Source organism: Pseudomonas sp. GM21, from assembly GCF_000282215.1.
Lineage (GTDB): Bacteria > Pseudomonadota > Gammaproteobacteria > Pseudomonadales > Pseudomonadaceae > Aquipseudomonas.
In genome coordinates, this window is record NZ_AKJS01000078.1 from 41,333 (window position 1) to 63,228 (window position 21,896).

Here is a 21,896-nt window from a genome sequence, read left to right on the forward strand (position 1 = left end):
TCGCTGTGGCTAGTCCGATAAACACTCTCATCGTTGTTTGAAAAGCTTCGCAAGCACAGACACAGGAATGGTGATCTTCTCCAGATCCTCTGCATCCAGCTTGCTCAGGATATTCAACAAAGCGATTGCGTCATTTGGCACAGGGGCGATGTCTGAAAGTGCGGTTTCCTGTGCTGGCTCAGAATCAGCTTCAAATTCGTAGTTGACGTCTGGTGGCACCAAGCCAATTTTTGCTCGATGAACCGGATGCGTAATCACTTTATAGCTAGCGGCATCGGACGTTCGCTCCACAAAAGATTTCAGGGTCTCCTTACCCAGCACTGCCCGGTAATCCACCTGTTGATTAGCAAGGATTGCAGGTAGGTTGCTTAACAATAGCGGCCGTTGATTGGCAACCCAGTATTCTCGGGTAACGCCCAGCAGAGTTGTTACAAACGGTGTGAGTTCCATGTCTTCTTCCTTAAAAAATCAGTCGTCCAAGATACAGCCGATTACCCGGGAGTTGCACCCCATTCAGGTCGCCTGTACTCCAAAACCAAGAAACCGCAACGCCTTAGCATGGGACCATGGATAGGCTGCACGTGTCGGATCAGCCCGATGCGCGCTGCCGCTGGTAACCGATCCGGCATCCTTCTGCAAAACTTCTATTAAAAAACACCACGTCACCTCGCTCACCCAGAAGTGTTTCAAGCGGACAAGGGTGCAGCCGCGCCCGCAAAACACACTGAATAATGTCGGACGTTTCATCTATTTTTTTGAAATCTTTCACGAGTTTAACTGTGCATGTTTAAAGACACTCGGTGTTACGCCCCGAAGGCTACAAGACCTTGCGCCGTTACCTACGGTTCAGACAGAATCCGCCGGCTTGTACGCCTGTGGTCCGGGCCTTATCGTTGCCCTGTCACTGAATATCAGTGATCGGGTTTGGTAGCCCGGTTTCGTATCACGGCGTATTGCGTCACCTTTTATGGTGGTCATGCGTGGGGTCCTTTCGAGGGCGCCGGGAACTGATACGACCGGTCTACCAACCCGCGTATGGCCGCCACCTTTCGTTTGGTAGCGAGTGTGATGGCTCCTTTCAAATAAACTCGTATCAGGAGTTTGATTATGTTCAAAGTGACACCCAACCCACCGGACACCGATCCGGCCTCCCCATCCGAATCCATCGATTCAAAAAAACTCCACGACGACGCCGAGCGCGCGCTCAATTTCTATCTCAACCCGGCGGCGCTCATGAACAACACCCCTCGTAAACCCAGCACCATTTTTATGATTGCCCCAGACGTCGACCATGAAACCTTGCTGGTTCAAACCTGTGAAAACCTGGCATCAGCCAGTGTCATGGCCAGCAACGTGGCGGCGTTGGTAGAGGGCACCCATCGAAGTACCGTGCTGGCGCTGCAGCAGGTCATCATGCTGGGGGAGCTGGCGGTGAATCGAATGCTGGATAACTTCGTTCCACCAAGGTAATCAGCGCAAGACGTTGGCGGTGGAGCTTGCTCCTTCGCCAACGGTTGAACGGTAAATTTTTCTCCTCCACGGTCAGCGGCAACGGTATCAGCCTGGCACTGTGCAAAAACTTCATCGGCCGCCATCGCGGGGATATCCGGGCGCAAAACCTGGAACCTTGTGGTGCTGTGTTCAGCTTCTCCCTTCCCCCCGAAAATCCCACCTGACAGTCCCCCACTGACCTGTAGCAGCTGCCGAAGGCTCGGGCCGCGTTCGGACGTCCGGCTGCGCAGCAGTCGTAAACCCTGCTGACACGGTCCTTCTGACACACCGCGCGTACTGGTTTTACGTCTGCTTCGCAGCGGACGCAGCCTTCGGCAGCTGCTACCTGAGCGCGTTCTCCGAGGTTGATCGATCGGGTTTTGAATTGCGCTTTGCAGTGTTTCAGCCCATCTCCCACGACTGGCACAGACACACAAACACTTGGCAGCCACAGCAATTCTCTGCGTTTCCCGGCGAGGCAGAATCGAACTGTAAAAATCTGCCCAAGCACCCGCGATCTGCGTGAATAACAATTCAGGGAGTTCCCCTAATGCGAACCAACAGGATCAACGTACAGTCAGCGCTAGGTCTGAGCCTGCTTGTACTCGGCTTGAACAGCGCCCGTGCGGACCTGCCGGCTGACACCATCGGCCAGACCGTTTTGGCCTTTCCACCGGAAGCCCATCGGGCGTATATCGTCGACGTCGAATTCGATAGTTTCGTGGTGGGCCGTGTCACCGTGGTCGACCCCGACAACAAACGCATCCTTGGCATGATGCCGACCGGTTTTGCCGCGCCGTCAACGCTGAGCCGCGATAAAAAGACCCTCTACAGCGCCGACATTTACTACTCGCGTGGCACTCGCGGCACGGTTACCGATGTGCTGACCGCGTGGGACACCTCTACTCTGGCGCCGGCCTGGGAAGTCGTGATTCCACCCAAGCGTGCCGAGTCGCTGACCCAACGCTATGGCTTGAATACCAGTGGCGATGACCGCTTCGTCTACGTTTACAACTTCACGCCGTCGACCTCGGTGACCGTGGTCGACACGCAAGCCAAGTCCGTCGCCGCCGAACTGGCGATTCCGGGTTGCGTGCTCAACTACCCGATCGGCAACCGCCGCTTCGCCTCGCTGTGTGGCGATGGCAGCTTGCAGGTGATCACCCTGAACGACCAGGGCCAGGAAACTGCGCGCAGCCGCACGCCGTTCTTCGACCCGAACGCCGAGAAGCTCGTAGAGCGCGCGGTGAACGTCGGCGATACCTACTACTTCACCACCACGACCGGCACCGTTCGTGCGGTGGATTTCTCTGGCGATGCGCCGAAGATCCTGCCGTCGTGGTCGTTGACCACCGACGAGGAAAAGAAAGCCGGCTGGGCACCGGGTGGCTGGCAGTTGATGGCCGTGGCGCCGAAGCTCGACCGCTTGTACGTGCTGATGCACGACGGGCATGAAGCGATGAAGTGGGAAGACCCGAGCCCGCTGATCTGGGCGTACGACCTCAAGACCCACAAGAAAGTGGCGACACTGGAAGCGCCGGCGCCGGTGTGGAGCCTGCAAGCGACGAGCGACGACAAACCGCTGTTGCTGGGCGCCGATGTCGAGGGCGGCTTGCAGATTTTCGATCTGAAAACCAACAAGCACACGGGCAGCATGCCGAAAGTCGCCAAAACCGCGACTCAGGTCATGAGCCACTAAACGAGGTTCGGCCATGCACTTAGATCCGATCTTCATCATCGCCAGCGCCCTCACCATTGCGGTGTTGCTGGCCAGTGCCGCGACGCACAAGGTGCGCGCGCCGGCACGGTTTGCCAAGCAATTGGCGGACTACCAACTGTTGCCTGACGTATTGGTGCGCCCGGTCGCTCGTGTGATTCCAGTGGTAGAGCTGGTGATCGCGTTTGCGCTGCTGGTGCCGGTCAGCCGGTATTGGGCAGCCTTGACGGCGGCCAGCCTGATCGCGCTCTACGCCGCAGCCATTGGCATCAACCTGTGGCGCGGTCGTCGCGACATCGACTGCGGCTGTGCCGGCCCGGACCAGGCGCAACCGCTGCGTCCGGTCCTGCTGTTGCGTAACAGCGTGCTGGTGGGCGTGGCGCTGTTGGCCAGCGTGCTGCCGATGGCCCGCGACCTGGTTTTTTTTGATGGCTTCGTCACCGTTGCCGCCAGCGCCGTTGCGCTGCTTTTGTACGCCGCAGCCGATGGCTTGCTGGCGAACTCCCCTCTTCTGCTCAAACTGATTGGTAGGTGATCAATGGAAGGCTTAATCGTTTCCAACGTGTTGCTCTGGATTCTGCTCGCGGCCGTGGCGTTTGCCGTCATGGGCCTGGTACGTCAGATTGGTGTTTTGCATGGTCGCCTGGCTCCGGCCGGGGCGCTGATGATGGACAAAGGCGTGGCGGTCAACGAAGCCGCACCGCAAGTCACCGCATCCGACCGTAACGGTCGCCCGGTGAACTTCGGTTATGCCGGCGAAAAGAACCAGCTGCTGTTCTTCCTCTCGCCGACCTGCCCGATCTGCAAATCGCTGTTGCCGGCGATCAAGTCCATCGCCAAGGAACAGGCTGATCGCCTGGACGTGGTGTTCATCAGCGACGGCGACATGGACGCCCAACAAAAGCTGATCCGCGAACACAAACTCGAAGACGCCACCTACGTGGTCGGGCCGGAAGTCGGCATGACCTACCAGATCGGCAAGCTGCCCTACGCCGCGCTGATCGACAAAACCGGCACCTTGCGCGCCAAAGGCCTGGTCAATTCCCGCGAGCACCTGGACAGCCTGTTCGAAGTCGAGCACCTGAAAAAGGCCACGTTGCAGGAATACCTCAACAGCCAGCCGCATGCACATGACCACAGCCACGGCCATAGCCACTGATTAAGGCAGGGAGACTTTTATGAAACTGCTGGATCTGTTGTTCGAGCGCTCGACCCGTCGAGTGGCCGACACCACCTCACGCCGCAAACTGCTGTCGCGCATGGGTTCCTTGATGGTCGCCGGTGCCGCTTTGCCGCTGCTGTTGCCACTGGACCGCACCAGCAAAGCCCTGGCCGCGGACAACCCGAAGGCCGGTGACCCGGGTGATCCGAACACCTGCGACTACTGGCGCTACTGCTCCATCGACGGCTTTCTGTGCAGCTGCTGCGGCGGGTCGGTGACGTCGTGCCCACCGGGCACCGAAAGTTCGCAAGTCACCTGGATCGGCACTTGCCGCAACCCGGCCGACGGCAAGGACTACATCATTTCCTATAACGACTGCTGCGGTAAGCAAAGCTGTGCCCAGTGCGCCTGCACCCGTAACGACAGTGAAGAACCGGCTTATCGCCCGTTCAACAACAACGATGTGAATTGGTGCCTGGCCGCCAAATCGCACATCTATCACTGCACCGTTTCGGTTATCCGAGGCGTCGCCATTTAACGCGCATTGCCGCCGGTTGCTCATGCAATCGGCGGATTTTTTTTGCCCCAAACGCGATCCCCGTAGCAGCTGGCGAAGCCTGCGTCCGGCTGCAAAGCAGTCGTAAAACCAGTACACGCGGTGTATCAGAAAGACCGTGTAAGCCGGGTTTACGACTGCTGCGCAGCCGGACGCAGGCTTCGCCAGCTGCTACACACAGCGTGTTTTTACCGTGGAGGTGCTTGTCATGCGTAGGTTGCTATTGCTCGGCCTGGTTTGCGTCTTTGCCGCCCCGCTCGCCTATGCCCGGGCCATTCCCGACCCGGCGCAGCGGCATGCGCCGGGCAATGAAGAACTGCAAAAACCCATCGATCAGGCCGGTTACAGCGTTGGCGTGAATTACCAGCTGCAATGCGCCGGCTGCCATCTGGGCAACGGCATGGGCTCGGCCGCCAATGACACGCCCCGGCTCACCGGGTTTGTCGGTAACTTCCTCAAGGTCCCTGGCGGTCGCGAATTTCTGGTGCGTGTGCCCGGCATGTCGCAATCGGCGCTGAACAACGCGCAGCTGGCTGACCTGCTTAACTGGTTGATACGCAAAGACGGCCTGGCGGGTAAAAGCACCCCTGTCGATTACCAGCCTTACAGCGCTGAAGAAGTGGCTGAATTGCGACACGTGACTATGCTCAATTTGCCGGGTACCCGGGCAGCGTTGATCAAGGCAATGCGTGCACAAGGCATCGCGATTGAAGATGGCATGAGTGACTGATCAGACAAGCGCCGCAAGGGGACACCACTGCAAATACGTGTCATTTTCAACATTATCTACATTTTTTTTCGCGGTCGGACCTCAGACGGCTACCAATCTTCTAGACTCACCGAAACAGGGGGAACCACGCTCCACGCGTTTTTCCATACGCTGATAAAAAACAAGGAAAAAATACCTTGAAAGCTTCGATCATCATCGTTGCGGGCAGCGTGCTGTTTTCAATGGCGGCTTCAGCCACCGGGGTTATTCCGGTCTTCGACCTGGATTTCACAAGGTCAGCGGATCAAACGCTGAAAAAACTCAACATCACTGACGGTTGCATTGTTGATGCTCCGGACCCCGTCTCGTTCACTTATTGCCGGGAAGGCTCGACAACGCTCTGGAAGTATCAGGTGCTGGAACTGCAACAACAGCCAGCGATCCACACGGCTACACCGCAGTCCCAGATGGGCCATGGACAAATCAGCGTTGTGGAACTCAATAGCCCGGCCTGTGCTGACGAAACCGAGCATCATGCAAAACCTGCCATTTCCTGCATGGCCGTACTCAGTCTGCTCGCGCTGTTTCTGCTGATGGGTTTGCGATACACCTACACGGTCGTCCGCCAACACCAAAGCAAACGTTCGGCGTCTTCGATTCCTCCATGGCAGCCAACGACCGAGCATGTGCCTGAACACCATGCCATGGCAAAGGCGTTGGGCGCGTTTTTTGGCGCCGCTGTGATGATGATGGTGTATTGCAGCGTCTGCGTTTTTTAATCCCGACTTTCCACTGAACATGCAAGTTTCCGGTTTTTTTAGCGCACTTATGTGTCCGGTCGACCGCTGCATTTCATCGGCTAGAGTTTGAAGCGTGATGGCGAGTGGATATCTGCGCGAAGGTGATTATGCTTCATCTATCCCAGCACACCTGCGAGGCCGCCCGCTGCGTCCCTGATTCGTGCAATTTGCAATCCGATGGCATCAGCCCCATGGCCTGGGTGCGGCAACTGATGAGAGGTACTCCGGCCTATAACAAGAGCAAAACGGAGAACACTCATGGCCGTAATCGACAGTACAACCACGGGTAGCACGCCCAAACGCGGGATCACCAAGGAAGAGCGCAAGGTCATTTTCGCCTCGTCCCTGGGCACCGTATTCGAATGGTACGACTTCTACCTTTACGGCTCCCTGGCCGCCATCATCGCCAAGCACTTCTTCGCGGGCGTCAACGAGACCACGGCGTTCATCTTCGCCCTGCTCGCCTTCGCCGCAGGCTTCGCCGTACGGCCGTTCGGCGCCATCGTATTTGGCCGGTTGGGCGACATGATCGGGCGCAAGCACACCTTCCTCATCACCATTGTCATCATGGGTATTTCCACCGCCATCGTCGGCTTTCTACCCGGCTATGCCACCATCGGCGTGGCGGCACCGGTCATCCTGATCAGCCTGCGCCTGCTGCAAGGCCTGGCCCTGGGAGGTGAATACGGCGGCGCGGCGACGTACGTGGCCGAACACGCCCCACCCGGCAAGCGTGGTTACTTCACCTCGTGGATCCAGACCACCGCGACCCTCGGTCTGTTTATGTCGCTGTTGGTGATTCTTGCCTGCCGCACCTTGCTCGGCACCGAAGCGTTCGAGGCGTGGGGCTGGCGGATTCCGTTCCTGCTGTCGATCCTGTTGCTGATCGTCTCGGTGTACATCCGCCTGCAACTCAGCGAGTCGCCGGTGTTCAAGAAAATGAAGGAAGAAGGCAAGGCGTCCAAGGCACCGCTGACCGAATCCTTCGCCCGCTGGGACAACCTGAAAATCGTGATCATGGCGTTGCTTGGCGGTACGGCGGGTCAGGCCGTGGTCTGGTACACCGGGCAGTTTTATGCGCTGTTTTTCCTCCTGCAAATGCTCAAGATCGACGCGCAAACCGCCAACCTGTTGATTGCCGGTTCGCTGCTGATCGGCACGCCATTCTTCGTCATCTTCGGCAGCCTGTCTGACCGCATTGGCCGCAAGGGCATCATCATGGCCGGCTGCATCCTCGCGGCGCTGACCTACTTCCCGATCTTCCATGCGTTGACCCAGTACGGTAACCCCGACGTGTTCGTGGCACAGGAGAAAAACCCGGTCACCGTAATCGCCGATCCGGCCCAGTGCTCGTTCCAGTTCGACCCGGTGGGCAAGGCCCGATTCACCAGCTCCTGCGACCTGGCCAAGAGCGTGCTGGCGAAGAAAGCGATTCCTTACAAAAACGAGAAGGCCGAACCGGGCACCGTCGCGCAGGTTCGCATCGGTGACAAAGTGATCCAGAGCTTCGAGGGCACCAGCCTGCCGGCCGCTGAATTCAAGACCACCAACGACGCCTTCGTCGCCACCCTCGGCACCGCCCTCAAGGAGGCCGGCTACCCCGAGAAGGCCGACCCGGCGAAGACCAACTACCCGATGGTGTTGCTGTTGCTGACCATCCTGGTGATCTACGTGACCATGGTCTACGGCCCCATCGCCGCGTGGCTGGTGGAACTGTTCCCGGCGCGCATCCGCTACACCTCGATGTCGCTGCCGTATCACATCGGCAATGGCTGGTTCGGCGGGTTCCTGCCGACAGTGGCCTTCGCCATGGTCGCGGCCACGGGGGATATCTATTACGGGCTGTGGTACCCGATCGTGATCGCGGTGATGACGGCGATTCTTGGCACGTTCTTCCTGCCGGAAACCAAGGATCGGCAGATCGCCTGAGACGGACAGCGGCCCTCTCCTGCCGAGGGAGAGGGCGGTGTTGAACACCGCAATCCCTGTGGGAGCGAGCCTGCTCGCGATGGCGGATTGTCAGGCAGCGCAAGTGTTGACTGTGCCACCGCCATCGCGAGCAGGCTCGCTCCCACAGGTTTTGCGTCTTGACTAATCGGCATTAGGGAGAGGGCATGCCTGTTTTATTTGACCAGCCGGGTTTCCTTGGACGGCCGGTAGCCGAAATACGAGCTATAGCATTTGCTGAAATGGCTCGGTGAAACAAAACCGCAGGCCACCAGCACGTCCACCTGGGACAATTCGGTATGCTGCAGGAGTCGACGCGCCTCGGTGATTCGCAGTTCCAGGTAATAGCGTTGTGGCGTGGTGCCCAGTTGTTCCTTGAACAGGCGTTCGAGCTGCCGACGTGAACGGCCGGCGTAGACCGCCAGTTGCTCCAGCTCCAGCGGTTCTTCAAGGTTGGCGTGCATCAGCTTGACCACCTCGCGCAATGGCGCGCTGACACAGATGTTTTCCGCCGGTTTGATGCGCCGGTAGCGTGACTCTTCAAACGCCAGGATGTCCTCGATCCCCTCGACGAGGGCTTTACCGTGCAGTTCTTTGATCCAGTCCAGTGCCATGTGAAAGGCCCCCGAAGGACTGGACGCGGTGAGCCGGTCGCGGTCAATCACATAGGGCTCGCTGGTGACATGCGCCGCTTTGGAAACCTCCGCCAGTGCGGGACGATGCTCCGGGTGAATGGCGCATCGATAGCCATCCAGCACGCCAGCGCTGCCCAAAAACCACGCGCCATTCCACAGTCCGGCCAGGGTGACGCCCCGCTCTGCCGCCGTTCTCAACAGGTGGATGAACTCATCGGCGGCCTTCAGCTCTGTGCGATAGCCGCCACACACGACCAACAGGTCCAGTTGCTGAATCGCCAACGTATCGAACCGTGCATCCGGCCGGATTACCAGGCCCAGGTCACTGACCACCTCGCCGTCGTTCAAGCCCAACGTTCGGGAAGCGAACAAACCGGGTCGCAGCAGATTTGCGGTAACAATCGTGTCCAGTGCCTGCGTGAATGCAGGCAGCGAGAAGTGCTCCAGCAGCAAAAAACCCGTGCGCGTTACCGGCGCAGGCTTGTCAGCAGGCTCGTTTAAATAGCGGAGGTTTTTACCCTTCATCCCACCGCTGAATTGCCGTCGTTCGATCAATGTCCGACCCACTCGATTACGTTAACTACAAAAGCCAAAACCAGCGGGTTCATTATGCGTCAGATCAGGCGCGCCGGACGCTGGCCGACGCCAAGTTGTTTATTTTTGGATTAACCTTGGTCAACGATCATTTAGGCACGCAGCAACAGGAATCTGGCAGGATTTCACAAGAAGCCATTTGTTGGCTGTTGCACAGTGTGGTGTGCTGTCACCGGTTTCCAAGGAACTCAGAAATGTTCACGTCCATTGCCTCGTTAAAAAGAAAACCTCTCGCCCGACTCGCGCTGGCCATCACCCTGGGCACCTTCGGTTTGCCAGGCTGGATGTCCACCGCACAGGCCCATGGCGGGGCCGCCGAAATGGTGCCTTTGCAGTCGACCCTTGAGGAATTCGGGGCCACGGTCAAATGGGACAGTTACGCCAACCTGTTCGTCATTGCCAAGGACGGGGTTTACCTCAAGGTCAAACCGGACAGCAAAGTCGCCATGCTCAATGGCAAGCCCATGCAGCTGGCGGTCCCGGTGGTGTTCAAACACAAAACCGCCTACATGCCCAAGGACTTCATCAATCAGGTGTTCCAGTCCGGCCTGGACAAAACCTTCGTCGTCGAAACCCGCCCTAACCCGCTCAACCCGTTGAGCGCGGACGAAATCAAGGCGGCGGTGGATGTCGTCAAGCAGTCTGAACACTACCAACCCGGTTTTCGATTCACCGAAGTCTCGGTCAATGCGCCGCCCAAGGATCAGGTCTGGAATTTCGCCTTGACCGGTCAGAACGTCACCCAGCCGCGCCAGGCCAACATCGTGGTGCTGGATGGCAAGCATGTGATTGAAGCCCTGGTCGATCTCGACACCAAGGCGCTCAAGTCCTGGAAACCGGTCGAAGGTGCGCATGGCATGCTGCTGCTGGACGATTTCGCCACCGTGCAATCGGCCGTGGAAACCAGCTCCGAGTATGCGCAGGCCCTGGCCAAGCGCGGCATCACCGATGTAAAAAAGGTGGTGGCCACGCCGCTGACCGTCGGCTACTTCGACGGCAAGGACGGACTGGCGCAGGACAAACGGCTGCTGAAAATCGTCAGTTACCTCAATACCGGTGACGGCAACTACTGGGCGCACCCGATCGAGGGCCTGGTGGCGATTGTCGACCTTGAGCAAAAGAAGCTGATCAAGATCGAAGACGCAGCCCTGATCCCGGTGCCGATGAAGCCGACGCCGTATGACGGCCGTGACCGCAAGGGCGTGCAGGTCAAGCCGCTGGAAATCATCGAGCCGGAGGGGAAAAACTACACCATCACCGGCAACAGCATTCACTGGCAGAACTGGGACTTCCATGTTCGCCTCGATTCGCGGGTCGGCCCGATCCTGTCCACCGTCACCTATGACGACAAGGGCAAGAAACGCAAAATCATGTACGAAGGCTCGCTGGGCGGGATGATCGTGCCTTACGGCGACCCGGATGCCGGCTGGTACTTCAAGGCTTACCTGGATTCAGGCGAATACGGCATGGGCACCCTGACGTCGCCGATTGCCCGCGGCAAAGACGCCCCGGAAAACGCCGTGCTGCTCGACGCCACGATTGCCGACTACACCGGCGCGCCGACGTCGATTCCTCGTGCCATGGCGGTGTTCGAACGCTACGCCGGCCCGGAATACAAACACCAGGAAATGGGCCAGCCCAACCTCAGCACCGAGCGCCGTGAGCTCGTGGTGCGGTGGATCAGCACCGTCGGCAACTACGACTACATCGTCGATTGGGTCTTCCAGCAAAACGGCACCATCGGCATCGATGCCGGCGCCACCGGTATCGAAGCGGTCAAGGGCGTGCAGTCCAAAACCATGCACGAAGCCACGGCCAAGGAAGACACGCGCTACGGCACCCTGCTGGACCACAACATCGTCGGCACCACGCACCAGCACATCTACAACTTCCGCCTGGACATGGACGTGGACGGTGAAACCAACTCGCTGGTTGAAGTGAACCCGGTTGTACTGCCGAACGACCGAGGCGGCCCGCGTACCAGCACGATGCAGACCGAGCACAACGTGGTCACCACCGAGCAGCAGGGCGCACAGAAATTCGACCCTTCGACCGTTCGCCTTTTGACCAACTTCAGCAAGGAAAACAAAGTCGGCAACCCGGTTTCCTATCAGCTGATTCCGTATGCCGGCGGCACGCATCCGGTGGCCAAGGGCGCGAACTTCGGCAAGGATGAATGGCTCTTTCACCGCCTCAGCTTCATGGACAAGCAGCTGTGGGTGACGCGCTATAACCCGGAAGAAAAGTACCCGGAAGGCAAATTCCCGAACCGTTCGGACAAAGACACCGGGCTTGGGCAGTTCACTGCGGATAACCAGTCGATTGAAAATGCCGACGACGTGGTCTGGCTGACCACCGGCACCACGCACATCGCGCGCGCCGAGGAGTGGCCGATCATGCCGACCGAATGGGTGCATGTGCTGTTGAAGCCGTGGAATTTCTTTGATGAAACACCGACGTTGAACCTCAGCGTCACGCAATAACCACACAAAACCTGCGGAAGAACCTGTGGGAGCGAGCCTGCTCGCGATGGCGGAGTGTCAGACAACATCAATTTATCTGACCCACCGCCATCGCGAGCAGGCTCGCTCCCACAGTAGTGAATTACGGTGTATTCAGGGGATGATCAGGCGCGAGTCTTTCGGTATTCACCGGGGGAAATGCCGAACCGCGATTTGAACGCGGTGGAGAAGTAGCTCGAATCGGAGAAACCCCAGGAGTAACCCAGCACCGACAGCTTCTCTTCGGTGTGCGATTGGCGCAGGGATTGGGCGCACAGATCCAGTCGGCGATTCTTGATGTATTTCGCCACCACCAACCCCTTCTTGGCAAAGATCCGGTACAGCCCCCGCACCGACATGCCGACTTCCCGCGCCAGCCATTCCGGGCACAGGTCCTCTGAACGAATGTTTTCGTCGATGCATTCCAGCGTTTTGCGAAAGATGCGCTCGTGCAAATCGTTGCCGTCTTCGGTTTGACTGATGGCCGGGCGCAGCAGGCTGACAATCGCTTCCAGCGTCGCCTCGCTTTCCGGCAGGCTGAGGGTATCTTGCTGCGCAGCGTCGAGAATCAAACGGTGAGAGAGCATCGCCATCGGCGACGTCGCGGCGATGCGGTGACCGCACCTCACCTGGTTGAAGCGCAAGGATTGCTCAATCAGCGGCGAGGGCAGAATCAGCGACAACTGCCGGGAGTTTTCACTGTAGGTAAATTCACTGGGGCGCGAGGCGTCGATCAGGGTGATGTCGCCGGCGCGGAGCAACACTTTGTTGTCGTCCTGGGCCATGCCCGCCGTGCCGTCGAGCTGGAACACCGCAAAGTATTTGCCGCCCTCGCCCGCCGCGACTTGCGCAGGCGTTCGGTACAGCCGCGCCTGGCAAGCGTCGACAAAACTCAGTTTCAGCGCACCGCTGCGGTGTTCCCGGATCTGCCCGGAAAACCCGGCACCCAGGGTTTGCCCATTGAAGGCGCCACAAATCTGGTTGATCTGATGGATCCACTGATCAAATCCATCACGGCGCTGTGCAGTTGCAGAAATCATGTCAGGCCTCACGCAGGCTTGTTTTTATTGTCTACGCCAATCCTCATGTTTTCCCTAACCACCTTGCTCCCACTGCAATGACGGGCTACTTCAGCCCGCCAAACCGTCGATAGAAACTTTCACCCACGTCCGGCAACGGGCCATCGGCGGTTTCCAGTGCACTGTTCAACCATTCCTCGGCTTTGGCGTAGATCAACCGGTAAATGTTGCGGCACAACTGGCGCGCGGCCCGACCTTCCCAATCGCCAGGCAGTAACTCGTCCGGCAGTTGCGGGTCGCGCAGCAGCAATTTGCGGTATTCATGAATAAGCAGGACCCGTGCCAGGAAGCAGTCGCACGGTTGCAGGTTCTCCTGCTCGCGAAGCGCTTGCCAGAGCGGTCGGAACAGCTGGATGAACTCGCTGTAATGGGTCGCCAGTTCTTCGATGTTCCAGCTTTCCTTCACCTGCAGGCGCAGCGCCTTGGACGCCAGGACGTCCTGCGCCGTGGTTTCGAAAACGATGGTCTCTTCCTGGGCGCCGAGGTCGAGCAAGGTCGCGTTGAGATCGCTGCGGTCGATGCGCGGGCACGCCAGCACCGCCGGCGAAATCGCACCAAAACCTTGCCATTCCAGTTCTTCGCGCACTTGTTTGCGCTTGTCCTGCGTCAGCTGCGTGAGCATCACCAGGCACCAGGAACCGTCCCACGCAGGCACAGTGGAGCTGTAAACGCGCTTGAATGCCTTGTCGAAACGCCGCCGACCGGTGCCCGTCAGGCTGTAATAGCTGCGACGCCCGACTTTCTCGGCGGTCAGCCAGCCTTCCTTGGTCAGGCGGAAGATCGACGTGCGGATCAGCCGCTCGTTGATGCCGATGGGCTCGAGCAATTGAATCAGGCTGCCCAGCCAGACTGTCCCGCCATGGGGTTCGATGGCGTCGCCATACAGCGTAATGATCAAGGAGCTGGCGCGGATCGGCGTCTGCTCCTGGAAGCGGGTAATCAGTTGGTTCAAAGGTGTCAGGGACGACATGGGCGTACCGGGCTGGAAAAAGAAAAGGAATATACCGGTTTCATACGACTCACAAGTACCCGTGTAGCAGCTGCCGAAGGCTGCGTCCGGCTGCGAAGCAGTCGTAGATCCTGAGCATGCGGTGTTTCAGAAAAATCGTATCGGCCCGATGGCGACTGCTTCGCAGCCGGACGCAGCCTTCGGCAGCTGCTACAGGGGCCACATCGTTCACTGGGTGCTGCCTTTGGGGCGAAAGCCGCTGTCACTGATGCGTGGTCGGTCGGGTTCCGGCTCGGTCAGCGGTTCGCACACTTGCATCTGTTCCAGGCAACGCTTGGCCAGTTGCTGATACTCGCGGGTCCCCGCCTGTTTCCACGACACTTCTTCATCGCTGAGACCGCGCTTGATGCTGGCCGGCGCGCCCATGACCAGTGACTGTTCGGGGCATTCGAAACCGGCCTTGACGAACGCCGCCGCCGACACGAACGAGCGCGGGCCAATGCGTGCGTTGTCCATCACCACGGCATTCATGCCCACCAACGCGTCGGCACCGATCCGGCAACCGTGCAACACCGCACCATGCCCGATGTGGCCATTGCGCTCGATCACCGTGTCACTGTCCGGGAAACCGTGCATCACGCAGGTGTCCTGCAGGTTTGCGCCCTCCTCCAGCACGATCCGCCCGAAGTCCCCGCGCAAACTCGCCAGCGGCCCCACGTAACAATGCGGGCCGACGATCACGTCGCCGATCAGCACCGCGGACGGATGAACATAAGCAGTGGGATCAACCACCGGGGTCAAGCCATCGAGGCTGTAGCAGGTCATGGGACATTCCTTCAAGCGCGGTGCCGGGCGTATTCGCAAAGCGATGCCGATAGTGACTCATTTTGTATCACATCACTTTTGCCAGCACAAAGACTAAAACTCCGTATCACTTAAACACGCCCTCAATGAATGTCGGTTGAACCCGTCTATATTTGCCGTATCGCCCAATAAAACCGGCAATTGCCCGCTAGTCTGCCTACTCTGAACGCGAACCTACAGCCGCTTACCATTCGTCATTAAGACACATTTAATGCAACACACTATTGTATTTGCGTATCACGTTATAGGTATACTCCGGCAAAACCGGCCTACCGCGCCGATCCAATAATGAGCCGGCATTGCAGCCGAGCACCCACCGTGAGGGCATCTGCCATGCCTCTAACCCTTGCTGTCGAGATCATCGAGCCGGGCGTCCGCCTGATTACCCTGCAACGCCCGCAGGCGCTGAATGCCCTGACCACCGAGCTGCTCGGTGAGCTGGCCGATGAACTGAACGCCGCACAAGCCGATCCCGAGACCCGTGTCGTGGTCCTGACTGGCAGCCGCAAAGCCTTTGCAGCCGGTGCCGACATCAAGGAAATGGCCGAGCGCAATCTGGTCGGCATCCTCGACGACCCGCGCCAGGCGTCGTGGCAAACCATCACCCGCTTCAACAAACCGCTGATCGCCGCCGTCAACGGCTTCGCCCTCGGCGGTGGCTGCGAACTGGCGATGCACGCCGACATCATTGTTGCCGGTGAAGAGGCTCGTTTTGGTCAGCCGGAAATCAATCTCGGGATCATGCCCGGCGCTGGCGGCACCCAACGCCTGCTGCGTGCCGTCGGTAAATCCATGGCTATGCAAATGGTCCTGACCGGTGAGCCGATCGACGCCCGCCAGGCGCAACGCGCCGGCCTGGTCAGCGAAGTGACCCAGCCGGAATTCACCGTCGAACGCGCCTTGCAGATCGCCCGCAGCATTGCCGACAAAGCACCGCTTGCGGTTCGTCTGGCCAAGGAAGCACTGCTCAAGGCCATGGACACCGACCTCGCCAGCGGCCTGCGTTTCGAGCGCCACGCCTTCACCGTGCTGGCCGGCACCCGCGACCGCGATGAAGGCATCCGAGCCTTCCAGGAAAAACGCACGCCGACCTTCACTGGCCAGTAATCACCCGCCCTTTAATAAAAAAGCGAACGACCTCCCAGAGAGCGCCATGACCATGAATTTCGAACATATCCTGTTTTCCATCGAAGCCGGTGTCGCCCTGCTCAGCCTCAATCGTCCGGATCAGCTCAACAGCTTCAACGCGCAGATGCACGGTGAAGTGAAGGAAGCCCTGAAACAGGTCCGGCTGAACCCGGACGTGCGAGTGTTGCTGCTGACCGGTGAAGGTCGCGGCTTCTGCGCCGGGCAAGACCTCAGCGACCGCAATGTGGCGCCAGGGAGCGCCGTGCCGGACCTGGGCGAGTCCATCGAGAAGTTCTACAACCCACTGATCCGCCAATTGCGCGACCTGCCGCTGCCGGTGATCTGCGCGGTCAACGGCGTGGCCGCCGGCGCTGGCGCCAACATTCCGCTGGCCTGCGACCTGGTGCTGGCAGCGCGTTCAGCGAGCTTCATTCAAGCCTTCTGCAAAATCGGCCTGATCCCCGATTCCGGTGGCACCTGGACCTTGCCGCGCCTGGTCGGCATGGCCCGCGCCAAGGCATTGGCATTGCTCGGCAACCGTTTGACCGCTGAACAAGCCGAGCAATGGGGCTTGATCTATCGCTGCGTGGAAGACGCCGAACTGCGCGATGAAGCGCTGAAACTCGCCCGACACCTGGCCACACAACCGACCTACGGCCTGGCACTGATCAAGCGCAGCCTGAACGCCAGCCTGAGCAACACCTTTGACGAACAGTTGGAACTGGAAAAAGACCTGCAACGCCTGGCCGGGCGCAGCGAGGATTACCGTGAAGGCGTCGGCGCCTTCATGGAAAAACGCAGCCCAAGCTTCAAGGGGCGCTGAGTCATGACCGCACTGAACATTAATGCGCGCATCGCGGTGATCGGCGCCGGGGCCATGGGCGCCGGGATTGCGCAGGTCGCGGCACAGGCCGGGCACACCGTGCTGCTGCTGGACAACCGCCCCGGCGCGGCGGCGCAAGCCATCGAAGGCATTGGTCGACAACTGGGCAAACGTGTCGACAACGGCAAACTTTCGGCAGAATCACGCTCGGCCACCCTCGCCCGTTTGGTGGCGGTGGAAGCCATCGAAGCGCTGGCCGATTGCGCGCTGGTCATCGAAGCCATCGTCGAGAACCTTGAGGTCAAGCGCGCCCTCTTCCGCCAACTGGAAGAGATCTGCGGTGAGCGCTGCATTCTGGCCAGCAACACCTCGTCGCTGTCGATCACCAGCATCGCCGCGCAACTGAATCACCCGCAACGCGTGCTCGGCCTGCACTTCTTCAACCCGGCGCCGGTCATGGCGCTGGTGGAAATCGTCTCGGGCCTGGCCAGCGATCCGGCCTTGGCCGCCTGCCTGTACGACACCGCCAAGGCCTGGGGCAAAAAACCGGTGCACACCCGTTCGACACCGGGTTTCATCGTCAACCGCGTGGCTCGGCCGTATTACGCCGAGAGCTTGCGCCTGCTTCAGGAAGGCGCTGCGGACTGCCCGACCCTGGATGCGCTGATGCGCGATGCCGGTGGCTTTGCGATGGGCGCTTTCGAACTGACCGATTTGATCGGTCATGACGTGAACTATGCCGTGACCTGTTCGGTGTTCGACGCCTATTACGGCGACACACGCTTCTTGCCTTCGTTGATCCAGAAAGAACTGGTGGACGCCGGGCGTCTGGGACGCAAAAGCGGCCATGGCTTCTATAGCTACGCCGAAGGTGCCGTGCGGCCGCAACCGATCACCTTCAACAGCGAACAACCCGTTGAAACCTGTGTGATCGAAGGTGATCTCGGGATCGCCAACGCGTTGATCCCACGCTTGCGTGAATACCAGATGGAAGTCATTCAGCGCGACGGCCAGGGCCTGCTGCGAGTCGGTGACACGGTATTGGCGCTGAGCGACGGGCGCACGGCCTGTCAGCGCGCCAAGGAAGACGGGGTGCGCAATCTGATCCTGCTCGACCTCGCATTCGATTACAGCAAGGCCAGCCGCATCGCCATCAGCTACGCGGCCGGCATCGAGCCCTCCGCGCTCGAACAGGGTGTCGCGCTGCTGCAGCGGGCCGGCTTCACCGTCAGCGTACTCAGCGACAGCCCGGCCCTCGCCGTGTTGCGCACCGTTGCCATGCTCGCCAACGAAGCCGCCGACGCCGTGCTGCAAGGCGTGGCCTCGGCTGCCGACATCGATCTGGCCATGCGCGCCGGGGTCAACTATCCCCAAGGTCCACTGGCCTGGGCGGATGCCATCGGCCTTGAGCATGTGCTCAAGGTGCTGGAAAACCTGCAAGCCAGTTACGGCGAAGAACGCTATCGGCCGTCGCTGCTGTTGCGCCAACGCGTCGCCGAAGGGAGAACTTTTCATGACTAATCACGAAGCGCTGAGCATGGCCAGCGACTGCGCACAATCGCTGTTCAACCGCGACACCGCCAGTCAGGCGATGGGCATGCGCCTGCTCTCGGCGGCCCCCGGCAGCGCCTGCGTCGGCATGAGCGTGCGCGCCGACATGATCCAGGGCCACGGCACCTGCCACGGCGGCTACCTGTTTGCTCTCGCCGACTCGGCGTTTGCCTTTGCCTGCAACAGCTACAACGAAGCCACGGTGGCCATCGGTTGCAGCATCGACTACATCGCCCCGGCACACCTGGGCGACACCTTGACCGCCGATTGCACCGAGCAAAGCCGCTCCGGGCGCACCGGCAACTACGACGTTCGTATCGAAAACCAACTGGGCCGGCTGATTGCGCTGTTCCATGGCAAATCCTACAAAGTGCGCGGCGCAGTACTGCCGCAGGAGAACCCGAATGAATGACGCCTTGATCATCGACGCGGTGCGGACCCCGATCGGTCGCTATGCCGGTGCCTTGAGCAGCGTGCGCGCCGACGACCTCGGCGCGGTGCCGCTGCGCGAATTGCTGCGCCGCCACCCACAGGTCGACTGGACGTCCGTTGATGATGTGATCTACGGCTGCGCCAACCAGGCCGGCGAAGACAACCGCAACGTCGCCCGCATGTCGGCGCTGCTGGCAGGCTTGCCAGTCAGCGTGCCCGGCACCACGCTCAACCGTTTGTGCGGTTCCGGGCTCGACGCCATCGGCACCGCAGCGCGAGCGATTCGCTGTGGCGAGGCCGGGCTGATGCTGGTCGGCGGCGTCGAATCGATGTCCCGTGCGCCACTGGTGATGGGCAAGGCCGAGCAGGCGTTTTCCCGTGACGCGCAGATCTACGACACCACCATTGGCTGGCGTTTCGTCAATCCGCTGATGAAGAAAACTTTCGGCATCGACTCCATGCCGGAAACCGCCGAGAACGTCGCTGAGCAGTTCAACATTTCCCGTGCCGACCAAGACGCCTTCGCCCTGCGCAGCCAGCAACGCGCCGGCGCGGCCCAGGCCAGCGGGCGCTTGGCCAAAGAAATCGTCGCGGTAGAAATTCCCCAGCGCAAAGGCCCGGCCAAAGTCGTCGAACACGATGAGCACCCGCGCGGCGACACCACGCTGGAGCAATTGCAAAAACTCGGCACACCGTTCCGCGAAGGCGGCAGCATCACTGCCGGCAACGCCTCCGGGGTCAACGACGGCGCCTGCGCGCTGCTGCTGGCCAGCCCGGAAGTTGCCAAACGCCACGGCCTGAAGGCTCGCGGCCGGGTGGTCGCCATGGCCACCGCCGGTGTCGAGCCGCGCATCATGGGCATCGGCCCGGTGCCGGCAACGCGCAAAGTGCTGGAACTGGCCAACCTGAGCCTGGCCGACATGGACGTGATCGAACTCAACGAAGCCTTCGCCGCACAAGGTCTGGCGGTGCTGCGCGAGTTGGGCCTGGGCGATACCGACCCTCGCGTCAACCCGAACGGCGGCGCGATTGCCCTGGGTCATCCGCTGGGCATGAGTGGCGCGCGACTGGTGACCACCGCCCTGCATGAGCTTGAGGAACGGAATGGCCGCTATGCCCTGTGCACCATGTGCATCGGCGTTGGCCAAGGCATCGCGCTGATCATCGAGCGCTTATCCGACTAAAGAATCGCGATTCCCAAGGAGCCGAGAGGTATCCTTGGGGCATGCACTCAAGCCCTGCCATGGCGGGGTCGGAACACAACAATAATTCGAGTGAAGTTATGAACATGCCAATTGCCAAAGCCGTGCTTGATCCCGTGCTGGACCCGCTGGAAACCGCCAGCATCGACGAATTGCGTCAACACCAGCTGGATCGACTGCGCTGGAGCCTGAACCACGCCTACAACAATGTGCCGCTGTACCGTCAGCGCTTCGATGCCCTGGGCGTGCACCCGGACGACATCAAATCGCTGGAAGACCTGGCAAAGTTTCCGTTCACCACCAAAAACGACCTGCGCGATAACTACCCCTACGGCATGTTTGCCGTGCCGATGAACGAAGTCGTGCGCCTGCACGCCTCCAGCGGCACCACCGGCAAACCGACTGTCGTCGGCTACACCCAGAACGACATCGATACCTGGGCCAACGTCGTTGCCCGTTCGATTCGCGCAGCCGGCGGTCGTCGTGGCGACAAGGTGCATATTTCCTATGGCTACGGCCTGTTCACCGGCGGCCTCGGCGCCCACTACGGTGCTGAACGCCTGGGTTGCACGGTGATTCCGATGTCCGGTGGCCAAACCGAGAAACAGGTGCAACTGATCAAGGATTTCCAGCCGGACATCATCATGGTCACGCCGTCCTACATGCTCAACATCGCCGATGAAATCGAGCGCCAGGGCATCGACCCGCACAAACTGGCCCTGCGCCTGGGCATCTTTGGCGCCGAGCCGTGGACCGGCGAACTGCGCAGCGCCATCGAGAACCGCCTGGGCATCACCGCGCTAGACATCTACGGCCTGTCGGAAATCATGGGCCCGGGCGTCGCCATGGAATGCGCCGAAACCAAGGACGGGCCGACGATCTGGGAAGACCACTTCTACCCGGAAATCATCGACCCGATCACCGGCGAAGTGCTGCCGGACGGGCAGATGGGCGAACTGGTGTTCACCTCCCTGAGCAAAGAAGCCTTGCCGATGATCCGCTACCGCACCCGCGACCTGACGCGCCTGCTGCCAGGCACCGCGCGGCCGATGCGTCGGATCGACAAAATCACCGGGCGCAGCGATGACATGCTGATCATCCGTGGGGTCAATGTGTTCCCGACGCAGATCGAGGAGCAGGTGCTGAAAATAAAACAGCTTTCAGAATCCTATGAGATCCATCTGTATCGCAATGGCAACCTGGACAGTGTGGATGTGCATGTGGAGCTCAAGGCTGAACATCAACACCTGAGCGATGAACAGCAAAAGGCTGTTTGTGGCGAGTTGAGTCGGCATATCAAGACGTATATCGGGATCAGTTCGCGGATTGTTTTGCAGCCAATGCATTCGATCAAGCGCTCTGAGGGCAAGGCTTGTCACGTGATGGACAAACGCCCGAAAGCATGACTGCTGCACCTTTATGACCCCGCTTATGCGGGGTTTTTTTGTCTGATCGCACGCCTTTCTGTGGGAGCGAGCCTGCTCGCGAAGACGGCCTGACAGCCAACCTCACTTCTACGGATGTACCCGGTTCCTGTAGGAGCTGGCTTGCCAGCGAAGACGGCCTGGCAGCCGACCATTTTCTCACTGGTGTACATATCCATTTCTGCGGTTACGGCGGCTGACGGTTTCGCTCTTACAGCGACTCACTTTTCCAAACGCCGAAAAGTAAGCAAAAGGCTTTGCCCCTCCATTCGGTGCCTCGCCCAGGCTCGGCATGCCCTCACTCCGGCATTGCTCCGGGGGCCCGCCGCCAT

20 protein-coding genes and 1 pseudogene are annotated in these 21,896 nt (G+C 59.9%); 16 read left to right on the plus strand and 5 right to left on the minus strand.

Features of this window, described 5'->3' with window-relative positions; all coding sequences use genetic code 11:
* Positions 1–27 precede the first annotated feature (27 nt).
* Positions 28–450, minus strand: a complete 423-nt coding sequence (locus tag PMI22_RS17060) for a hypothetical protein (protein ID WP_007945353.1) — start codon at positions 448–450, stop codon at positions 28–30.
* Between the two features lie 657 nt (positions 451–1,107).
* Between PMI22_RS17060 and PMI22_RS17055 the strand changes: the two genes are divergently transcribed.
* From PMI22_RS17055 to PMI22_RS17020, 9 genes and pseudogenes are all read left to right on the plus strand, one after another.
* On the plus strand, positions 1,108–1,470 hold the full coding sequence (locus PMI22_RS17055) for a DUF6124 family protein (RefSeq protein WP_007945354.1): 363 nt from the start codon (positions 1,108–1,110) through the stop codon (positions 1,468–1,470).
* A 50-nt stretch (positions 1,471–1,520) separates the two neighbouring features.
* Positions 1,521–1,676: pseudogene (locus PMI22_RS32015) on the plus strand (sensor histidine kinase); the annotation flags it as partial.
* 365 nt (positions 1,677–2,041) lie between these two features.
* A complete protein-coding gene (locus PMI22_RS17050) occupies positions 2,042–3,190 on the plus strand; it encodes an amine dehydrogenase large subunit (RefSeq protein ID WP_007945356.1) in 1,149 nt (382 codons plus the stop codon).
* Positions 3,191–3,203: 13 nt separating this feature from the next.
* A complete protein-coding gene (locus tag PMI22_RS17045; protein WP_007945357.1) occupies positions 3,204–3,743 on the plus strand; it encodes a MauE/DoxX family redox-associated membrane protein in 540 nt (179 codons plus the stop codon).
* A gap of 3 nt (positions 3,744–3,746) precedes the next feature.
* The gene (mauD, locus tag PMI22_RS17040) at positions 3,747–4,367 is read left to right on the plus strand and encodes a methylamine dehydrogenase accessory protein MauD (protein WP_007945358.1); all 621 of its coding nucleotides are present in this window, start codon (positions 3,747–3,749) and stop codon (positions 4,365–4,367) included.
* Positions 4,368–4,386: 19 nt separating this feature from the next.
* Positions 4,387–4,908 (plus strand): methylamine dehydrogenase light chain, encoded by a 522-nt coding sequence (locus tag PMI22_RS17035; protein WP_007945359.1) that lies wholly within the window; start codon positions 4,387–4,389, stop codon positions 4,906–4,908.
* Positions 4,909–5,134: 226 nt separating this feature from the next.
* Complete coding sequence (locus PMI22_RS17030; RefSeq protein WP_007945360.1) at positions 5,135–5,656, plus strand: hypothetical protein; 522 nt, start codon at positions 5,135–5,137, stop codon at positions 5,654–5,656.
* A 176-nt stretch (positions 5,657–5,832) separates the two neighbouring features.
* Positions 5,833–6,414 carry a hypothetical protein gene (locus PMI22_RS17025; RefSeq protein ID WP_007945361.1) on the plus strand — a complete coding sequence of 194 codons (582 nt, stop codon included), beginning with the start codon at positions 5,833–5,835 and terminating at the stop codon, positions 6,412–6,414.
* Positions 6,415–6,693: 279 nt separating this feature from the next.
* Entirely contained in the window at positions 6,694–8,364 is a 1,671-nt protein-coding gene (locus PMI22_RS17020) for an MFS transporter (protein WP_007945362.1), read from the plus strand.
* Positions 8,365–8,558: 194 nt separating this feature from the next.
* Here PMI22_RS17020 and PMI22_RS17015 read toward each other — a convergent pair whose 3' ends face one another.
* A complete protein-coding gene (locus tag PMI22_RS17015) occupies positions 8,559–9,572 on the minus strand; it encodes a GlxA family transcriptional regulator (RefSeq protein ID WP_007945363.1) in 1,014 nt (337 codons plus the stop codon).
* A gap of 233 nt (positions 9,573–9,805) precedes the next feature.
* Here PMI22_RS17015 and tynA point away from each other — a divergent pair, with 233 nt between their 5' ends.
* The gene (gene tynA / locus PMI22_RS17010) at positions 9,806–12,094 is read left to right on the plus strand and encodes a primary-amine oxidase (protein ID WP_007945364.1); all 2,289 of its coding nucleotides are present in this window, start codon (positions 9,806–9,808) and stop codon (positions 12,092–12,094) included.
* Positions 12,095–12,237: 143 nt separating this feature from the next.
* Here tynA and feaR read toward each other — a convergent pair whose 3' ends face one another.
* The 3 genes from feaR to paaY all read right to left on the minus strand — a co-directional run bounded on the left by feaR (position 12,238) and on the right by paaY (position 14,965).
* Positions 12,238–13,152, minus strand: a complete 915-nt coding sequence (feaR, locus tag PMI22_RS17005) for a transcriptional regulator FeaR (RefSeq protein WP_007945365.1) — start codon at positions 13,150–13,152, stop codon at positions 12,238–12,240.
* 85 nt (positions 13,153–13,237) lie between these two features.
* Positions 13,238–14,161, minus strand: a complete 924-nt coding sequence (gene paaX / locus PMI22_RS17000; protein ID WP_007945366.1) for a phenylacetic acid degradation operon negative regulatory protein PaaX — start codon at positions 14,159–14,161, stop codon at positions 13,238–13,240.
* 207 nt (positions 14,162–14,368) lie between these two features.
* On the minus strand, positions 14,369–14,965 hold the full coding sequence (gene paaY, locus PMI22_RS16995; RefSeq protein WP_007945367.1) for a phenylacetic acid degradation protein PaaY: 597 nt from the start codon (positions 14,963–14,965) through the stop codon (positions 14,369–14,371).
* Between the two features lie 372 nt (positions 14,966–15,337).
* Here paaY and paaF point away from each other — a divergent pair, with 372 nt between their 5' ends.
* The 6 genes from paaF to paaK all read left to right on the plus strand — a co-directional run bounded on the left by paaF (position 15,338) and on the right by paaK (position 21,546).
* Positions 15,338–16,111 carry a 2,3-dehydroadipyl-CoA hydratase PaaF gene (gene paaF, locus PMI22_RS16990; RefSeq protein ID WP_007945368.1) on the plus strand — a complete coding sequence of 258 codons (774 nt, stop codon included), beginning with the start codon at positions 15,338–15,340 and terminating at the stop codon, positions 16,109–16,111.
* Positions 16,112–16,163: 52 nt separating this feature from the next.
* Positions 16,164–16,955 carry a 2-(1,2-epoxy-1,2-dihydrophenyl)acetyl-CoA isomerase PaaG gene (gene paaG, locus PMI22_RS16985; protein ID WP_033049192.1) on the plus strand — a complete coding sequence of 264 codons (792 nt, stop codon included), beginning with the start codon at positions 16,164–16,166 and terminating at the stop codon, positions 16,953–16,955.
* 3 nt (positions 16,956–16,958) lie between these two features.
* Complete coding sequence (paaH, locus tag PMI22_RS16980; RefSeq protein WP_007945371.1) at positions 16,959–18,476, plus strand: 3-hydroxyacyl-CoA dehydrogenase PaaH; 1,518 nt, start codon at positions 16,959–16,961, stop codon at positions 18,474–18,476.
* On the plus strand, positions 18,469–18,918 hold the full coding sequence (gene paaI, locus PMI22_RS16975) for a hydroxyphenylacetyl-CoA thioesterase PaaI (RefSeq protein ID WP_007945376.1): 450 nt from the start codon (positions 18,469–18,471) through the stop codon (positions 18,916–18,918). Before paaH ends, paaI begins: the two co-directional genes overlap by 8 nt.
* Positions 18,911–20,122: a 3-oxoadipyl-CoA thiolase gene (pcaF, locus tag PMI22_RS16970; protein ID WP_007945378.1), complete on the plus strand. Its 1,212-nt coding sequence runs from the start codon at positions 18,911–18,913 to the stop codon at positions 20,120–20,122. The genes paaI and pcaF overlap by 8 nt, the downstream gene beginning before the upstream one ends.
* Before the next feature lie 98 nt (positions 20,123–20,220).
* On the plus strand, positions 20,221–21,546 hold the full coding sequence (gene paaK, locus PMI22_RS16965; RefSeq protein WP_033049189.1) for a phenylacetate--CoA ligase PaaK: 1,326 nt from the start codon (positions 20,221–20,223) through the stop codon (positions 21,544–21,546).
* The last annotated feature ends 350 nt before the right edge of the window (positions 21,547–21,896 follow it).